Consider the following 14,577-nt stretch of genomic DNA (forward strand, 5'->3'; position numbering starts at 1 on the left):
GATAAAAGCACCATTCACCCAACTGGACCCCGGCCTTCGCCGGGGAACAGGTTACTTGACCAGCGTCATCACCAGCGAGGCGTTGGTGCCGCCGAAGCCGAACGAGTTGTTCAGCACCGCGCGGACTTCGCGCTTCTTGGCGACGTGCGGCACCAGGTCGACGCCGATGCAGCTGTCGCTCGGATTGTCGAGGTTGAGCGTCGGCGGCACGATCTGGTCGCGCAGTGCGAGGATGCAGAAGATGCTCTCGACCGCGCCGGCGCCGCCGAGCAGATGCCCGATCGCGGACTTGGTCGACGACATCGACAGGCCCGAGATCGCATCGCCGAATAGCCGGCGGACTGCGCCGAGTTCGAGCTCGTCGCCCATCGGCGTCGAGGTGCCGTGCGCGTTGATGTAGTCGATGTCCTCCAGCTTGAGGCCCGACTTCTTGATCGCCATCTGCATCGAGCGGAACGCGCCGTCGCCCTCGGGATGCGGCGCGGTGACGTGATAGGCGTCGCCCGACAGGCCATAGCCGATCACCTCGGCATAGATCTTCGCGCCACGCGCCTTGGCGTGTTCATATTCCTCGAGCACGAGCACGCCCGCGCCCTCGCCCATCACGAAGCCGTCGCGGTCCTTGTCATAGGGACGCGAGGCCTTTTCGGGCGAATCGTTGAAGTTGGTCGACAGTGCGCGCGCCTGGGCGAAGCCGGCGATGCCGAGCGGGCAGACGGTGCCCTCCGCGCCGCCCGCGAGCATCACGTCGGCATCGTCCATCGCGATCATCCGCGCGGCGTCGCCGATCGCATGCGCGCCGGTCGAGCAGGCGGTGACGACCGCATGGTTGGGTCCGCGCAGACCATATTTGATCGAGACCTGACCCGAGATCAGGTTGATCAGACGGCCATGGACGAAGTGCGGCGAGACGCGGCGCGGCCCCTTGGTGTGGAGGACGATCGATTCGCTCTCGATGCCCGGCAGGCCGCCGATGCCCGAGCCGATCGACACGCCCGCGCGCCAGCTTTCCTCGACCGTCATCTCGGTCAGGCCGGCGTCTTCGAGCGCCTGGCCCGCGGCGTCGATGCCATAGATGATGAAGGGATCGACCTGGCGCTGGACCTTGTGGTCGACGCGCTTGGCGGGATCGAAGCCATATTCATGGTCTGCGGGCTTCACCTCGCAGGCGATGCGACAGACCTGGTCCGACGCATCGAACCGGGTGATCGGGCCCGCCCCCGACTTGCCGGCGAGAATGTTCGCCCAAGCCGTTTCAACATCGGCCCCCAGGGGGGTGACCAGGCCTAGCCCGGTTACGACGACACGCCGCATGACCTCAAACTCCACATGCTTCCAAAACGAAACGGCTCCCCGCCCTCTTAGCCCAAGGACGGGGAGCCGCTCAGATCATAGCCACCAGGGCAAGCCCGACGGATCGGACCTCAAGCCCTGATCAGGCCTTGTGCTCGTCGATATAGGTGATCGCGTCCTTGACGGTCGCGATCTTCTCAGCCGCGTCGTCAGGGATCTCGACGCCGAATTCTTCTTCGAACGCCATGACCAGCTCGACGATGTCGAGGCTGTCGGCACCCAGATCGTCGATGAAGCTCGCATCTTCGGTCACCTTGTCGGCTTCGACGCCGAGATGCTCGACGACGATCTTCTTCACGCGGTCTGCGGTCTCGCTCATGTTCGTTCCCTCTATCTTTGGGGGTTTTTACCAGTTCCTGAACGCCCGTAGAACGGGGTCCGTTTCGTGGCAAGGGTCAGTTCATCGCCTTGCCGGGTCGCTTTGCGCGATTGCGGGCGAAAACCGGGCGTTAGCCCGGCTCATGCCGCGGATCCGTGACGTCAGATCATCGCCATCCCGCCGTTCACGTGCAGCGTCTGCCCGGTGACATAGCCCGCCTCGCGGCTGGCGAGATAGACGATCGCGGCGCCGATGTCCGCGCCCTCGCCCAGCCGGCCGGCCGGAATCTTGGTCGTGAGCGCGGTCTTCTGCGCGTCGGGGAGCGCGTCGGTCATCGGCGAGGTGATGAAGCCGGGGGCGACGCAGTTGACGGTGATGCCGCGGCTGGCGAGCTCCTGCGCCATCGATTTCGACATGCCGATCAGCCCCGCCTTCGACGCGGCGTAATTGGCTTGGCCGGGATTGCCGGTGACGCCGACGATCGAGGTGACCGAGATCATCCGGCCGAAGCGCGCCTTCATCATCGGCTTGGCGGCGGCGCGCATCAGGCGGAACGCGGCCTCGAGATTGACGCGGATGACGCTGTCCCACTCGTCGTCCTTCATCCGCATCGCGAGATTGTCGCGGGTGACGCCGGCATTGTTGACGAGGATGTCGATCTTGCCGAGCTTCTCCACCGCCTGGGGGACAAGCGCGTCGACCGCGGCGGGGTCGGACAGGTCGCAGGGGAGCGCGACGTGATCGCCGCCGAGGGTGGCGAGGAAGGCGTCGAGCTTGGCGGCGTTGGAGCCGGATATGGCGAGGCGCGCGCCCTGTGCGGCTAGGGCTCGGGCGATCTCGGACCCGATCCCGCCCGATGCGCCGGTGACGAGGGCGGTCATGCCTGTGAGGTCGAACATTCTAGTCTCCAATAATTTGGTTCACGCGAAGGCGCGATGGCGCGAAGGGGGTGTAGCCGTTGACGATCCGACGGAGCCCCTCCTTCAGCGTTTCGCCTCCGAAGTTGATCAGCAGCCCAAGTGGCTGCCTGGTAAGTCGCAAATAGGTCAGCAATTGCTTTGCGTGAGCGGCGTTCAGCCGCTCGACGGATTTGATTTCGACGAGCAGTCGATTGCCGATGATGAGGTCGATCCGAAATGCCGCATCGAAGTGCAGGCCTTCGAACTCGATCGAAACAGGTCGCTGCCGCTCGACCTGATAGCCCAGAGTGGTGAGCTTGGACGCCAGAACAGTTTCGTAGACGCTCTCGAGCAAGCCTGGGCCCAGTTCGCGGTGAAGGCGCAGAGACACGTTAATGACGTCAGAAGCGGCAGCCTCGATATCCATCATCTTCGCGCCTTTGCGCCTTTGCGTGAATTACATCTTCTTCACGAAATCCTCGATGTCGTCCATCGTGATGACGCTGGTGGTTTCGGCGTCGGGGGCGGTGCGTTTTACCATGGGGGCTAGGACCTTGCCGCCGAATTCGACGAAGTGGCCGACGCCCGCTGCGTGCATTGCGAGCACCGATTCGCGCCAGCGGACCATGCCGGTGACCTGCTGGACGAGCAGGTGGCGGATCGCGCCGGGGTTGGCGACGGCGACCGCGTCGACATTGGCGAACACCGGCACCAGCGGCGCGCGGAGGTCGGCGTCGAGGAGCGCGGCCTCCATCGCTTCGGCGGCGGGCTGCATCAGCGGGCAGTGGAACGGCGCGGAGACGGGGAGCAGGACCGCGCGCTTGGCGCCGAGATCCTTGGCGAGGCCGATCGCCTTCTCGATCGCGAGGCGGTGGCCCGAGATCACGACCTGCGACGGGTCATTGTCGTTGGCGACGGTGCAGATCAGCTCGGCCCCGCCCTCGGCGAGGATCGAATCGACCGCGGCGCCGGCGATCAGCTGCGCCTTTTCGAGGTCGGTGCCGAGCAGTGCGGCCATCGCGCCCTCGCCCACCGGCACTGCCGCCTGCATCGCCCGGCCGCGCAGCTTCAGCAGCCGCGCGGTGGTCGAGAGGTCGAGCGCACCCGCGGCGCAGAGCGCGGTATATTCGCCGAGGCTGTGCCCGGCGACATAGTCGGCCTTGTCGGCGAGGCGCAGACCGCCCTCCTTCTCGGCGACGCGCAGCGTGGCGATCGCGTTCGCCATGATCGCGGGCTGCGCATTCTCGGTGAGGAGGAGGTCGTCGGCGGGCCCCTCTTTCATCAGCCGGAACAGATTCTGGCCGAGCGCCTCGTCGACTTCGGCGAAGACCTCGCGCGCGGTGGCGCTGGCGTCGGCGAGCGCCTTGCCCATGCCGACAGACTGGCTCCCCTGGCCGGGGAAGATGAACGCGCGCATGACCTCTCCTCTTTGAAGCGGGCGGACTAGAAAGGTGTGGCCCGAGTTGCAACCGCGCGAACCTGAACGAACCCGCCAGGTTTGCGACAAAATGCGACCAATTCGCGACCCCTGCGACAAGCGCCTGCGACAAGCGGCCCCCAGATTATGGAGGACGCCGCAGCATCGGCGCCGTGTTTCAACGGGAGAGTATCATGAAAAAGTTCATCCTCAGCGCGCTTGCCGCCACCCTCGTCGCCAGCCCGCTGCTGGCCGCCGCTCCGGCCGAGGCGCAAGCGCGTCGCGAAGTCACCACCGTGCGCCAGAACAACAATGGCCGCACCGTCGTCACCAAGCGGACCACCGTCCGCCCGAACCAGTATCGCAATTTCCGCACCGGCCAGCGATTCGACCGCCGCTATGCGCAGAACTACCGGGTGATCACGACCTACCGCAACTATCGCCTCGCCGCGCCGCCGCGTGGCAGCCAGTGGGTCCGTTCGGGTCGTGACGCGCTGCTGGTCAACGGCCGCGGCAATGTGGTCCAGGTGCGGGGTGGTGCGTTCCGGTAATCGCGCCGTCAGGGTCGTAACCAACCTTGCCTTTCCCCGATAATCGGGTAAGGGCCATCGCAACCGGGGTGAGGGATTCGCGTCTCTCGCCCCGGTTTGCATTCTAGACGACAGCCGGAGGGGTGCACGCATGGGGCGTGTATCAGCGATCGGCCAAGACGAAGGACAAGACATGGCTCTTTACGAGCACGTGTTCCTTGCGCGCCAGGATCTGGCACAGGCGCAGGTGGACGCTCTGGCGGAAATCGCCACCAAGATCGTGAACGACAACGAAGGTCGGGTCGTAAAGACCGAGAACTGGGGCTTGCGTTCGCTGGCGTACAAGATCGCCAAGAACCGCAAGGCGCACTATGTGATGCTCGAGATCGATGCCCCGGGCAACGTGATCGCAGAGCTGGAGCGCCAGACGCAGATCAACGAAGACATCATCCGTTACATGACGGTCAAGGTCGACACGCTCGAAGAGGGCCCGACCGTGATGATGCGCAAGTCGGACCGCGACCGTGAGCGTCGTGGCGACCGCGAAGGTGGCCGTGAAGGCCGTCCTGACCGCGGCGATCGTCCGGACCGTGGTCCCCGTCGTGACCGCGAAGAGGGAGCTGAATAATCATGGCACGTCCATTCTTCCGCCGCCGCAAGAGCTGCCCGTTCTCTGCCAAAGACGCTCCCCGGATTGACTATAAGGACGTCCGGTTGCTGCAGGGCTTCGTGTCCGAGCGTGGCAAGATCGTCCCGTCGCGTATCACTTCGGTGGCCGCAAAGAAGCAGCGCGAACTGGCCCAGGCCATCAAGCGTGCGCGTCATCTGGGCCTGCTGCCCTACATCGTTAAGTAAGGAGCGCCCCCATGGACGTCATTCTGCTTGAGCGCGTCGAAAAGCTCGGCGCCATCGGCGACGTGGTGAAGGTCAAGGACGGCTATGCCCGTAACTTCCTTCTCCCGAACAAGAAGGCGCTTCGTTCGAACGAAGCCAACCGCAAGGTTTTCGAAGCGAACCGTGCGCGGATCGAGTCGGACAACGCATCGCGCCGTGCCGATGCCGAGACCGAAGCGAAGACCTTCACCGACGCGAGCGTGACCCTGATCCGTCAGGCGTCGAACACCGGTCAGCTCTACGGCTCGGTCGCGGTTCGCGATCTGGTCGATGCGCTGGTGGCCGATGGTCACAAGGTCGGCAAGTCGGCGATCGTGCTCGACAAGCCGATCAAGGCGATCGGCGTGTACACCGTCAAGGTTGCACTCCACCCCGAGGTGTCGGTGTCCGTCAAGGTCAACGTCGCCCGGTCGCCGGAAGAAGCCGAGATGCAGGCTCAGGGCGTCGACGTCATGTCGTCGATGTTCGAGCGTGACGAGGCTGGCTTCGTCGAGGATTACGATCCGAACGCAGAGCCCGGCGCGACCGCCGAAGCCCCGCGCGACCAGGAGGAAGAGGCACAGGGCTAACCCCCTCGCCTTTCCTGGCCAAATCGAAAAAGGCCCGTCCGGAGCGATCCGGGCGGGCCTTTTTCATGTCCGCGGCAGGAACGCCAGCGGCTCAGGGGCAGGTGACGCAGGCGCCGACCATCGCGGCGAGGGGGACGAGCGCGAAGATGACGGGGAGGATCTGTTTCATGGCCGGCGAACTCTATGAAAAGGGACGCGGCGATAATGCCCAAGGCCGGTGAAAGGTTGCGGGCAGATGAACCGCGCGGCGCGGCGAACCGGCGGCATTCCCCCCGCCCCCTGCTCCACCGCAGAAGACGCACATTCTGGCCAAAATCGATTGTCAGCGCGCGATTGTGATCGCTGAGTGCAGGTTCCAGTTTTTGGAAAGGTTAAGATAATGCGTACGAGTCTCCAGAAATATCCGACGGTTGCCCTCCTGCTGATCGGGTCGATCGGGCTGGGCGGTTGCGCCACCAAGGGCTTTGTCCGCGAGCAGATCGCGACCGTCAACACGCGCATCGACGGCATGGACGGCCGCCTGCGGACCGTCGAGGGCACGTCGGGCGAGGCGCTGACCCAAGCACAGGCCGCAGCCGGCCAGGCGCAGCAGAACGGCCAGCGGATCGACCAGATCAACGGTCGCGTCGACGGCATGGAGCAGAAGATGCAGCAGCAGATGCAGCAGCGCCAGCGCAAGCCGCGCGGCTGAGCCTGACCCTGCATCCATGCCAATACCCGGGACGGCTTTCGCCGCGCAGGATCGCAATCGTGAGAGGATCTTGCGCGTGAGAGGGCCGTTACCGGGACGGTACCGGGCGGCGGCGCTTGCCGGCCTGGCGCTGGCGCTCGTCGCCGCGCCGGTGCCGCTGGCGGCCGCTGCCGGCGCCAAGGTCGCCGCGAAGACTGGTGGCAAGGCGGGTGGCAAGACGCGCGCGAAGCCGCGGCGCGGGGTGGCGGTGGCCGCCCCGGTCGTGCCGCTCGCGCTGCCGCTGCTGTCGCCGGCCGCGGACCAGATCGTCGCCTGGGTCGCGGCGGCGAAGGACAATGCCGGCCTGCCCTATGCGGTGATCGACAAGCAGGCGGCGTCGCTGCTGCTGTTCGATGCGAAGGGCGCATATCTCGGGCAGACGCCGGTGCTGCTCGGCGTCGGAATCGGTGACGATTCGTCGCCGGGCGTCGGCGCGAAGGATCTGGCCGAGATCGGGCCCGCCGAGCGGACCACGCCTGCGGGCCGGTTCGTCACGAAGTTCGGGCGCGCGTTCGGACGCCAGTCGGTACTGTGGGTCGACTATGCCAATTCGGTCGCGATCCATGCGGTGATCACGACGCATAAAAAGGAACGCCGGGTCGAGCGGCTGGTGTCGCCGAGCCCCGACGACAACCGGATCAGCTTTGGCTGCATCAATGTCGGCAGCAAATTCTATACCGGCGAGCTGAGCCCGCTGTTCCGCCGCAAGGGCGGCGTGGTGTATATCCTGCCCGAGAGCCGGACGCTCGACGACGTGTTTCCGCGGGCCCGGCTGCTGCCCTATCTGAAGCCGACGCCGGTCGCGGCGACCCCTGGTGCGGAAAGCGAACCGACATGATCCTGCTCTGGCTCGCCGCGGTGGCCGCTGCCCCCGCTCCTGCCCGCACCCCCGCTCGCGCCGACCGCCCCGTGGTGGTGAGCGCGCTGACCACCGAGGAGCTGATCGCGCAGTGCCGCGGCAAGGATGCGGACCCCGCGCCGAGCTTCTGCACGGGCTATATCCTCGGCGCGTTCGACACGCTGTCGATGGCGCGCGAGATCTGCCCGTCGGCGACCAAGGGCTCGACGATCGACGCGGTGGCGACGACGCGCAAATATCTGCGCACCAAGGGGAAGAAGGCGAAAGCCGCGCCGATCTTCGTGGTCCGCGATGCGCTGCGCCGGTCCTTTGCGTGCAAGCGGAACGCCAAACGCTAGCCTGCCCGCCGTACCGGTAGCGGTACGGCCCTATGACAATCCGCCGAAGTGCCACCCGCGACGATTCGTCGGCGGGCGGAATGGCAATGTGCAACGCCATGGTGAACGGCGGTGGCCTTCGATAACCGAAATAGTGCCTATTCTGAACGTCGTCGCAACATTCGTATGAATCGGTCATATTTGGGTATTGTCATATAAGTCATAATGGAGAATTCATGTCCCCGGAACCGGACCAAGCGCGAACGCGCAGCCGGACAAGGGGGCCTTCATGAACTTCAGACATACCACGTCCTATATTGCGCTGGCCGGATCGCTGTTGCTGACGGCGATCCCCGCTGCGGCGCAGACCGCGACGGACAGCCCGGCGACGCCGGCCCAGGCCAAGGTCGAGGCCGATGCGCAGACCGCGTTCGCCGCGGGCGATACGGCCAAGACCGTGTCCGACGACATGATCGTCGTCACCGGATCGCGGATCCAGCGCCCCAACATGACATCGGCCGCGCCGATCACCTCGGTCACCGCGCAGGACATCCGCGCGCAGGCGGCGATCACCGTCGAGGACGTGCTCAACCGCCTGCCGCAGGTGTCCCCCGACAGCCAGCAGACCTATCAGGATTCGGACGGCCGCCAGCGGATCAAGCTGCGCAGCCTCGGCTTCGAGCGGACGCTGGTGCTGGTCGACGGCAAGCGGCTGGGCACGCAGAACGGCCAGGACGTCGGCATCATCCCGCCCTCGCTGCTCGAACGCGTCGACGTGCTGACCGGCGGCGCGTCGTCGGTCTATGGATCGGACGCGGTCGCGGGCGTGGTGAACTTCATCCTGAAGAAGGATTTCGAGGGGATCCAGCTCGACGGCAATTACAGCTTCTACAATCACGAGAACAAGGACACGATCGTGTCGCCGCTGGCGCGCGCGAACGCGTTCGAGGCGCCGCGCGGGCTGACCAATGACGGCGGCCGGTCCGACGTCACGCTGACCGCGGGCACCAAGCTGTTCGACGGCGCGCTGCGCGTGTCGGGCTTCGTCAATTACCGCCAGGCCAATGACGTCCCCTATGACGCACGGTCGAGCTCGGCATGCCAGCTGGTCCAGACCGGCAAGGACGGCCCGCTGTCCTGCTCGCTGTCCACCTATTCGCCGAGCGGCTATATCTCGCCGCGCAGCGGGGCGAACAGCGGCGTCGGCTATGTCAACGATCCCGCCGGCACGCGCAGCTTCGTGCCGTACGGCGCGGGGGCGGGCAACGCGGCCAACCCCTATGACGGCTATTCCTACCAGCGCGAATTCGAACGCTATACGGCGGGCGGCTTCGTCAGCGCGAAGATCGCGCCCGAGCTCGAGCTCTATGGCTCGGGGATCTGGTTCCGCGACAGGTCGGTGAACCCCTATCCGACGCGCGTCTACAGCTACACCGCCTATGGCGACACGCCGTATCAGGTGAACTGCAACAACCCGTTCCTGTCGACGTCGCAGGCCAGCACGATCTGCGGTGCGCAGGCGGGGACGTCGGCGCTCGCGCCGCTCGACGTGCGCTATCGCTTCAACGACCTGCCCTTCTCGCCCGACGTCTATCTGAACAAGGGGATCCGCGCGACCGCGGGCATCCGCGGCACCGTCGGCGAGGCGTGGACCTATGATCTGGGCGGCGTGTTCTCGCGCAACCAGCAGGACATCACCTTCGGCAATTTCGCCGATTTCGACCGGGTGAACCGCTCGCTCAACGTCGTCAGCGTCAACGGCACGCCGACCTGCGCGGCGACCGTGTCGGGGGTCGACCCGGCCTGTGTCCCGTTCAATGCGTTCAGCGCGGGCACGCTCGGCGGACCGCTGGCCGATTACCTCTTCACCGCGCGCAGCGGCACTTCGACCGGCGTCGCCAAATTGTGGGACATCGTGTCGTCGGTGACCGGTGACCTCGGCAAATACGGGATCACCTCGCCCTTTGCGAACCAGGGCGTCGCGATCGCGCTGGGCGGCGAATATCGCAAGGACAGCTATGCCTCGTCCGCGGATGCGATCTACCGCGAGCAGAATGGCGGCGAGGATTTCAACCTCAGCCAGGACGTCTGGGAATCGAACATCGAGGTCCAGGCGCCGCTGATCGAGGAGCGCCGCTTCGCGCATCTGCTGCAGGTCACGGGCGGCTATCGTGTGTCGAAATACAGCAGCAATCCCAAGACCTTCAACACGTGGAAGCTCGAGGGCACCTATGCCCCGGTCAGCGACCTGACGTTCCGCGCGTCGTTCAACAAGGCGCAGCGCGCACCGACGGTGTTCGAGATCCGCCAGGCGACCGCGATCAACTATAGCCGGCAGGGCGGATCGCAGAACGACTTCTGCGCCCCCGTGCCGCGCCAGATCGCGGACCCCGCCAATCCCGGCCGGACGATCACCACGACCACGCCGATCGCCTCGCGCGAGGTGTGCGCGGCGACCGGACTGTCCGACGCACTCTATGGCAGCGCGACCCTGCTGTGCCCGAACGACCAGTGCACGGTGCGATCGGGCGGGTTCACCGCCGATCCGGAAACCGCCTATACCCAGACCTATGGCCTGGTCGTGAAGCCGAGCTTCCTGCGCGGGCTGGTCTTCTCGGTCGATCGCTACCGGATCAAGATCAACAACTCGCTCGGCTATAACGACGACAGCTATTACACCGATGGCTGCCAGCGTTCGAACGGCGACCCGTTCTTCTGCTCGGGGATCGTCCGCCAGCCCGGCACAGGCATCCTCTACGCCGCCGCCGCGAACAACCCGACCAGCGGCTTCATCCGCGCGGGCACGACCAATTATTACTTCTCGATCGCGCGCGGCTGGGACTTCCAGAGCCAGTATACGCTGGGTCTGGGCGGGGCCGGCAAGATCGACTGGAACTTCAACGGGTCGCTGACCACCTTTGCCGGCGGGCAGGATTCGCCGCTCCAGCCCAAGCGCAATTGTGCGGGCTATTATGGCAATGGCTGCGGCCAGCTGCTGCCGAAATGGTCGCACGGGCTGCGGACGACCTATACGACGAGCGACGGCATCTTCAGCACCTCGTTCAACTGGCGCTATGTCGGGTCGCTGACGAGTGCGGACAATTCGGGCGATCCGGCGATCGGCGGCACGCCCGACCGGGCGCGGACGACCTTCTACAGGATCGCGCCGGTGAATTATTTCGACCTGGCGCTGACCTTCGCCGTGTCGCGCGACTTCTCGCTCCGGCTGATCGCGAACAACCTGCTCGACAAGACGCCGCCGATCCTGGCGAATTCCTATGACATCAGCCTGGCGCGCAGCAACACGATCCCCGCGCGCTACGACGCGCTGGGCCGCAACCTCGCGGTCGGGGCGACCGTGCGGTTCTGATCGAACCGGGGCGTATCGGGGGGCTCGTCGTTCGCGACGGGCCCCTTTTTTTTGGGAAGCGCGCCGGCGACGTCCGTCCGTCGCTCCGCCCTCAAGACGCGTTAAGATCCGCGTGCCGGGCGCCGGCAATTTCGACGTCATGACGCAAACGGAACAAGACTGCGTCGAGAGTGTTCGAACCTGTTGTAAGTACAGGGAGAGTTAAATGTCAGATTATCGGGGCGGCGAGCCAATTCGTCAGAAGAGCGGCGCAGGCAAGACGATCGTCATCGTCCTTGTCGTCATTGCGGCCATCGTCGGTGTCCTCTTTGCGACCGGGTTCTGGAGCGCCAACGTGAAGGAAGGTTCGCTTCCGGAGGTCTCCGTCAAGGGCGGCGACATGCCGAATGTCGATCTCGACTCTAAGGCGGTCGTCGTCGGCACGAAGAAGACCGAAGTCGAGGTCCCCAAGGTCAAGACCGAGACCGAAACGGTCGACGTGCCCACCGTGGGCGTCAAGGACAATGGCGAGAAGTAAGACTTCGCCCGATGTCACGAGCCCTCACCTGACGGTGGGGGCTTTTTTTGTGACGCGACGCGGATGTAAGGGCGTTATCGCCGGGCACCGGGCAGCCGGTGTCAACGGCTCAACTTGGTGGAAACTCGACTTTCAGCCTATAAAGCGAGCATGAGAATCCTCATGCCGAGAAGGTGCAAAGCCGGCAGTGCGAGCGCAGTGACGAAGCGCCATTTTGTCAATCGGCGATAGCAGAGAAAGCCCGCCGTCATAGCAGCGACGAGCATGATAGGCTGAGCGAGCAAGAACAATACCAGCGCCCACGCGCCGACAGACTGTCCACCGTCCATCGCCATCGGCGAAACTAACGCGAGCATTGCCGCTCGACCCAATAGAGTGCCAGACAGCAGCGATGCCGCGAGCGGAAGCATACGCGTCACGGTAATTGCCAGATGTTTTGCCGGGCATGAACGCTCCTTTGCTTCCAACCTCGCTAAGCTTCGAATGTCTGCAATTACGCGAAGGTGGAAGTGTCAGCTTAATCCATGTGCCAAGTTAACCTGTTACGAACAAGGTTGACAATGGCCATGGACGACGCTCGCAGCATATAGAATTCCTGCCACGAAAGTACTGAAGTATCTCGTCGAATCAAGGTACGCAGAAGCACAAAGAAGTCGATCTCAAAACATAACTTATGTTATGCATTCTGTGATTTATCCATGTCCGCATTAGCCGTAAGGTACGTCTTAAAGGCGTATTTTCCATAAATCGTAGTATCAATAGTTAATTGTGGATACTGGGATCAAACTTAATAATAGTCCTGAGCAGCCTGTTTTATTACACGCCGGTGCGTTCGGCAGGCGGTTCTGCTGGGGGGGGGGGGGGTACCGTGAGCAGTGCCTGTCGAACACCATCGTTGGTCAAAGCTCTTGTATCTACGATAAGCACGAACGGGAGTGTGGGGGGCCGTGGGAGATGGCGCCCGCCCCCCCCTCGCCGTACCGTTTACTTGCGGCCGAACAGTTTCTCGATGTCGCCGTGCGCGAGCTTCACCCAGGTGGGGCGGCCGTGGTTGCATTGGCCCGAATGGGGGGTGATCTCCATTTCGCGGAGGAGCGCGTTCATCTCGGGGACCGAGAGGATGCGGCCGGCGCGGACCGAGCCATGGCAGGCCATCGTGCCCGCGACCGCGTCGAGCCGTTCCTTGAGCGACAGCGCCTCGTCGAACGCGGCGAGTTCGTCGGCGAGGTCGGTGACGAGCCCTTTGGGATCGCTCTGGCCGAGCAAGGCGGGGGTCGCGCGGACCAGCATCGCGCGCGCGCCGAAGCGTTCGAGGTCGAGCCCGAAGTCGGACAGTTCAGCGGCGCGCGCCTCGAGCCGGTCGCAGGCGGGTTCGTCGAGCTCGACGACCTCGGGGATCAGCAGCGCCTGGCTGGCGACCGTGCCGCCGGCGAGCGCGGCGCGCATCCGTTCGAGGACGAGGCGTTCGTGCGCGGCATGCTGATCGACGAGGACGAGACCGTCCTCCGCCTCGGCGACGATATAGGTCTTGGCGACCTGGCCGCGGGCGACGCCCATCGGGAAGGAGGAGGTTTGCGGCGGCGGCGTCCAGGCGGATTCGGCTCTTGCCTGCGGGGGGGCGGCGAAGAAGGTCGGGCGGGCGTCGCTGACGCTGGCGTAGCTGCGGGATTCCAGGGGTAGCCTTTGGGGCGTGCCCTCACCTTCCCACCCGCTTTGCGGGCGGGCCCCTTCCTCTCCCCCGGGGGGAGAGGAGGTTTCTGGCTGCCACATGGCGAGCGCGGAGTCGCTGGCGCGCTGGCTGCGGTGGCCGGCGGCGTCGAGCGCGCGGCGGAGGCCCGAGACGATGAGGCCGCGAACCATTGCCGGGTCGCGGAAGCGGACCTCGGTCTTGGCGGGGTGGACGTTGACGTCGACCTGGTCGGTGGGGACGTCGAGGAACAGCGCCACGACCGCGTGCCGGTCGCGCGGGAGCATCTCGGCATAGGCGCCGCGGATCGCGCCCATCAGCAGCCGGTCCTTCACCGGCCGGCCGTTGACGAACAGATACTGGTGATCGGCGATGCCGCGATTGTAAGTGGGGAGACTCGCGACCCCGCCGAGCACGAGCATGCCCGAGTCGACCGGCCGTTCGAGATCGATCGTGACCGCATTGTCGGCGAGCGAGCGATCGGTGAGCGTCGCGACCCGGCCCGGCCGGTCCTCGACCTGCGTCGCCGCCAGCGTGCGGCGGCCGTCATGCTCGATCGTGAAGCCGATATCGGGACGCGCCATCGCCAGCCGGCGGACGACGTCGAGACAGGCGGCATATTCGGCGCGCGGCGAGCGGAGGAACTTGCGGCGGGCGGGAACGCGCGCGAACAGATCCTCGACGACGACGCGCGTGCCGGGGGGCAGCGCGGCGGGCCCCTCGCGCTCGACGCGGCCATTGTCGACGATCCGCGACCAGCCCTCGGCCCCCCTCACCCGGCTCTCGATCGTCAGCCGCGCGACGCTGGCGATCGAGGGCAGCGCCTCGCCGCGAAAGCCGAGCGTCACGACCGATTCGATGATCTCGTCGGGCATCTTCGAGGTTGCGTGCCGTTCGAGCGCGAGCATCATGTCGGCGGGCGTCATGCCGCATCCGTCGTCGGCGACTTCGATGCGCGATGTGCCGCCTTCGACGAGGAGAATCGCGATGCGCCCGGCGCCTGCGTCGATGGCGTTCTCGACTAACTCCTTCAACGCGCTGGCGGGTCTTTCCACCACTTCACCGGCGGCGATACGATTGACGAGATGCTCGGGGAGACGCCGTATTGACATGGGT

General features: G+C 65.3%; 16 protein-coding genes. 9 read left to right on the plus strand and 7 right to left on the minus strand.

Annotated features, from left to right (window positions below):
- Positions 1-51: 51 nt before the first annotated feature.
- The 5 genes from fabF to fabD all read right to left on the minus strand — a co-directional run bounded on the left by fabF (position 52) and on the right by fabD (position 3,988).
- A complete protein-coding gene (gene fabF / locus SOM18_RS08200; protein ID WP_031440820.1) occupies positions 52-1,314 on the minus strand; it encodes a beta-ketoacyl-ACP synthase II in 1,263 nt (420 codons plus the stop codon).
- A gap of 121 nt (positions 1,315-1,435) precedes the next feature.
- Positions 1,436-1,672, minus strand: coding sequence for an acyl carrier protein (locus SOM18_RS08205; protein ID WP_031393971.1), 237 nt, complete (start codon positions 1,670-1,672; stop codon positions 1,436-1,438).
- A gap of 161 nt (positions 1,673-1,833) precedes the next feature.
- Positions 1,834-2,571 (minus strand): 3-oxoacyl-[acyl-carrier-protein] reductase, encoded by a 738-nt coding sequence (gene fabG / locus SOM18_RS08210; RefSeq protein ID WP_031440821.1) that lies wholly within the window; start codon positions 2,569-2,571, stop codon positions 1,834-1,836.
- A 1-nt stretch (position 2,572) separates the two neighbouring features.
- A complete protein-coding gene (locus SOM18_RS08215; protein ID WP_031440822.1) occupies positions 2,573-3,001 on the minus strand; it encodes a GxxExxY protein in 429 nt (142 codons plus the stop codon).
- Positions 3,002-3,028: 27 nt separating this feature from the next.
- The gene (fabD, locus tag SOM18_RS08220; protein ID WP_320481529.1) at positions 3,029-3,988 is read right to left on the minus strand and encodes an ACP S-malonyltransferase; all 960 of its coding nucleotides are present in this window, start codon (positions 3,986-3,988) and stop codon (positions 3,029-3,031) included.
- 194 nt (positions 3,989-4,182) lie between these two features.
- On the opposite strand from fabD, the gene SOM18_RS08225 reads away from it, so the two are divergent.
- The 9 genes from SOM18_RS08225 (at position 4,183) to SOM18_RS08265 (ending at position 11,774) form a co-directional block, all read left to right on the plus strand.
- A complete protein-coding gene (locus tag SOM18_RS08225) occupies positions 4,183-4,539 on the plus strand; it encodes an RcnB family protein (protein WP_031440824.1) in 357 nt (118 codons plus the stop codon).
- 172 nt (positions 4,540-4,711) lie between these two features.
- Positions 4,712-5,146 carry a 30S ribosomal protein S6 gene (rpsF, locus tag SOM18_RS08230; protein ID WP_031393977.1) on the plus strand — a complete coding sequence of 145 codons (435 nt, stop codon included), beginning with the start codon at positions 4,712-4,714 and terminating at the stop codon, positions 5,144-5,146.
- A gap of 2 nt (positions 5,147-5,148) precedes the next feature.
- Positions 5,149-5,373 carry a 30S ribosomal protein S18 gene (gene rpsR / locus SOM18_RS08235; RefSeq protein ID WP_031393978.1) on the plus strand — a complete coding sequence of 75 codons (225 nt, stop codon included), beginning with the start codon at positions 5,149-5,151 and terminating at the stop codon, positions 5,371-5,373.
- Positions 5,374-5,384: 11 nt separating this feature from the next.
- Positions 5,385-5,981 carry a 50S ribosomal protein L9 gene (rplI, locus tag SOM18_RS08240; RefSeq protein WP_031440825.1) on the plus strand — a complete coding sequence of 199 codons (597 nt, stop codon included), beginning with the start codon at positions 5,385-5,387 and terminating at the stop codon, positions 5,979-5,981.
- 379 nt (positions 5,982-6,360) lie between these two features.
- Positions 6,361-6,672, plus strand: coding sequence for a hypothetical protein (locus SOM18_RS08245; protein ID WP_031393980.1), 312 nt, complete (start codon positions 6,361-6,363; stop codon positions 6,670-6,672).
- Positions 6,673-6,748: 76 nt separating this feature from the next.
- A complete protein-coding gene (locus SOM18_RS08250) occupies positions 6,749-7,549 on the plus strand; it encodes a hypothetical protein (protein ID WP_209567457.1) in 801 nt (266 codons plus the stop codon).
- Positions 7,546-7,908 carry a Rap1a/Tai family immunity protein gene (locus SOM18_RS08255; protein ID WP_042466865.1) on the plus strand — a complete coding sequence of 121 codons (363 nt, stop codon included), beginning with the start codon at positions 7,546-7,548 and terminating at the stop codon, positions 7,906-7,908. The genes SOM18_RS08250 and SOM18_RS08255 overlap by 4 nt, the downstream gene beginning before the upstream one ends.
- Positions 7,909-8,176: 268 nt before the next feature.
- Entirely contained in the window at positions 8,177-11,257 is a 3,081-nt protein-coding gene (locus tag SOM18_RS08260) for a TonB-dependent receptor domain-containing protein (RefSeq protein ID WP_031440197.1), read from the plus strand.
- A 205-nt stretch (positions 11,258-11,462) separates the two neighbouring features.
- Entirely contained in the window at positions 11,463-11,774 is a 312-nt protein-coding gene (locus tag SOM18_RS08265) for a hypothetical protein (protein ID WP_031440198.1), read from the plus strand.
- Between the two features lie 137 nt (positions 11,775-11,911).
- Here SOM18_RS08265 and SOM18_RS08270 read toward each other — a convergent pair whose 3' ends face one another.
- Both SOM18_RS08270 and mutL read right to left on the minus strand, forming a co-directional pair.
- Entirely contained in the window at positions 11,912-12,193 is a 282-nt protein-coding gene (locus tag SOM18_RS08270) for a hypothetical protein (RefSeq protein WP_156360244.1), read from the minus strand.
- Positions 12,194-12,758: 565 nt separating this feature from the next.
- Positions 12,759-14,573 carry a DNA mismatch repair endonuclease MutL gene (mutL, locus tag SOM18_RS08275; RefSeq protein WP_320481530.1) on the minus strand — a complete coding sequence of 605 codons (1,815 nt, stop codon included), beginning with the start codon at positions 14,571-14,573 and terminating at the stop codon, positions 12,759-12,761.
- Positions 14,574-14,577 lie beyond the last annotated feature (4 nt).

This window comes from Sphingomonas sp. CFBP9019 (genome assembly GCF_034045155.1).
Classification (GTDB): Bacteria; Pseudomonadota; Alphaproteobacteria; order Sphingomonadales; family Sphingomonadaceae; genus Sphingomonas; species Sphingomonas aerolata.

Excerpts from the sequence above, each read along its gene's own strand:
- fabF (WP_031440820.1), bottom strand. The coding sequence starts at position 1,314 with ATGCGGCGTGTCGTCGTAACCGGGCTAGGCCTGGTCACCCCCCTGGGG.
- SOM18_RS08205 (WP_031393971.1), bottom strand. The coding sequence starts at position 1,672 with ATGAGCGAGACCGCAGACCGCGTGAAGAAGATCGTCGTCGAGCATCTC.
- fabG (WP_031440821.1), bottom strand. The coding sequence starts at position 2,571 with ATGTTCGACCTCACAGGCATGACCGCCCTCGTCACCGGCGCATCGGGC.
- SOM18_RS08215 (WP_031440822.1), bottom strand. The coding sequence starts at position 3,001 with ATGATGGATATCGAGGCTGCCGCTTCTGACGTCATTAACGTGTCTCTG.
- fabD (WP_320481529.1), bottom strand. The coding sequence starts at position 3,988 with ATGCGCGCGTTCATCTTCCCCGGCCAGGGGAGCCAGTCTGTCGGCATG.
- SOM18_RS08225 (WP_031440824.1), top strand. The coding sequence starts at position 4,183 with ATGAAAAAGTTCATCCTCAGCGCGCTTGCCGCCACCCTCGTCGCCAGC.
- rpsF (WP_031393977.1), top strand. The coding sequence starts at position 4,712 with ATGGCTCTTTACGAGCACGTGTTCCTTGCGCGCCAGGATCTGGCACAG.
- rpsR (WP_031393978.1), top strand. The coding sequence starts at position 5,149 with ATGGCACGTCCATTCTTCCGCCGCCGCAAGAGCTGCCCGTTCTCTGCC.
- rplI (WP_031440825.1), top strand. The coding sequence starts at position 5,385 with ATGGACGTCATTCTGCTTGAGCGCGTCGAAAAGCTCGGCGCCATCGGC.
- SOM18_RS08245 (WP_031393980.1), top strand. The coding sequence starts at position 6,361 with ATGCGTACGAGTCTCCAGAAATATCCGACGGTTGCCCTCCTGCTGATC.
- SOM18_RS08255 (WP_042466865.1), top strand. The coding sequence starts at position 7,546 with ATGATCCTGCTCTGGCTCGCCGCGGTGGCCGCTGCCCCCGCTCCTGCC.
- SOM18_RS08260 (WP_031440197.1), top strand. The coding sequence starts at position 8,177 with ATGAACTTCAGACATACCACGTCCTATATTGCGCTGGCCGGATCGCTG.
- SOM18_RS08265 (WP_031440198.1), top strand. The coding sequence starts at position 11,463 with ATGTCAGATTATCGGGGCGGCGAGCCAATTCGTCAGAAGAGCGGCGCA.
- mutL (WP_320481530.1), bottom strand. The coding sequence starts at position 14,573 with ATGTCAATACGGCGTCTCCCCGAGCATCTCGTCAATCGTATCGCCGCC.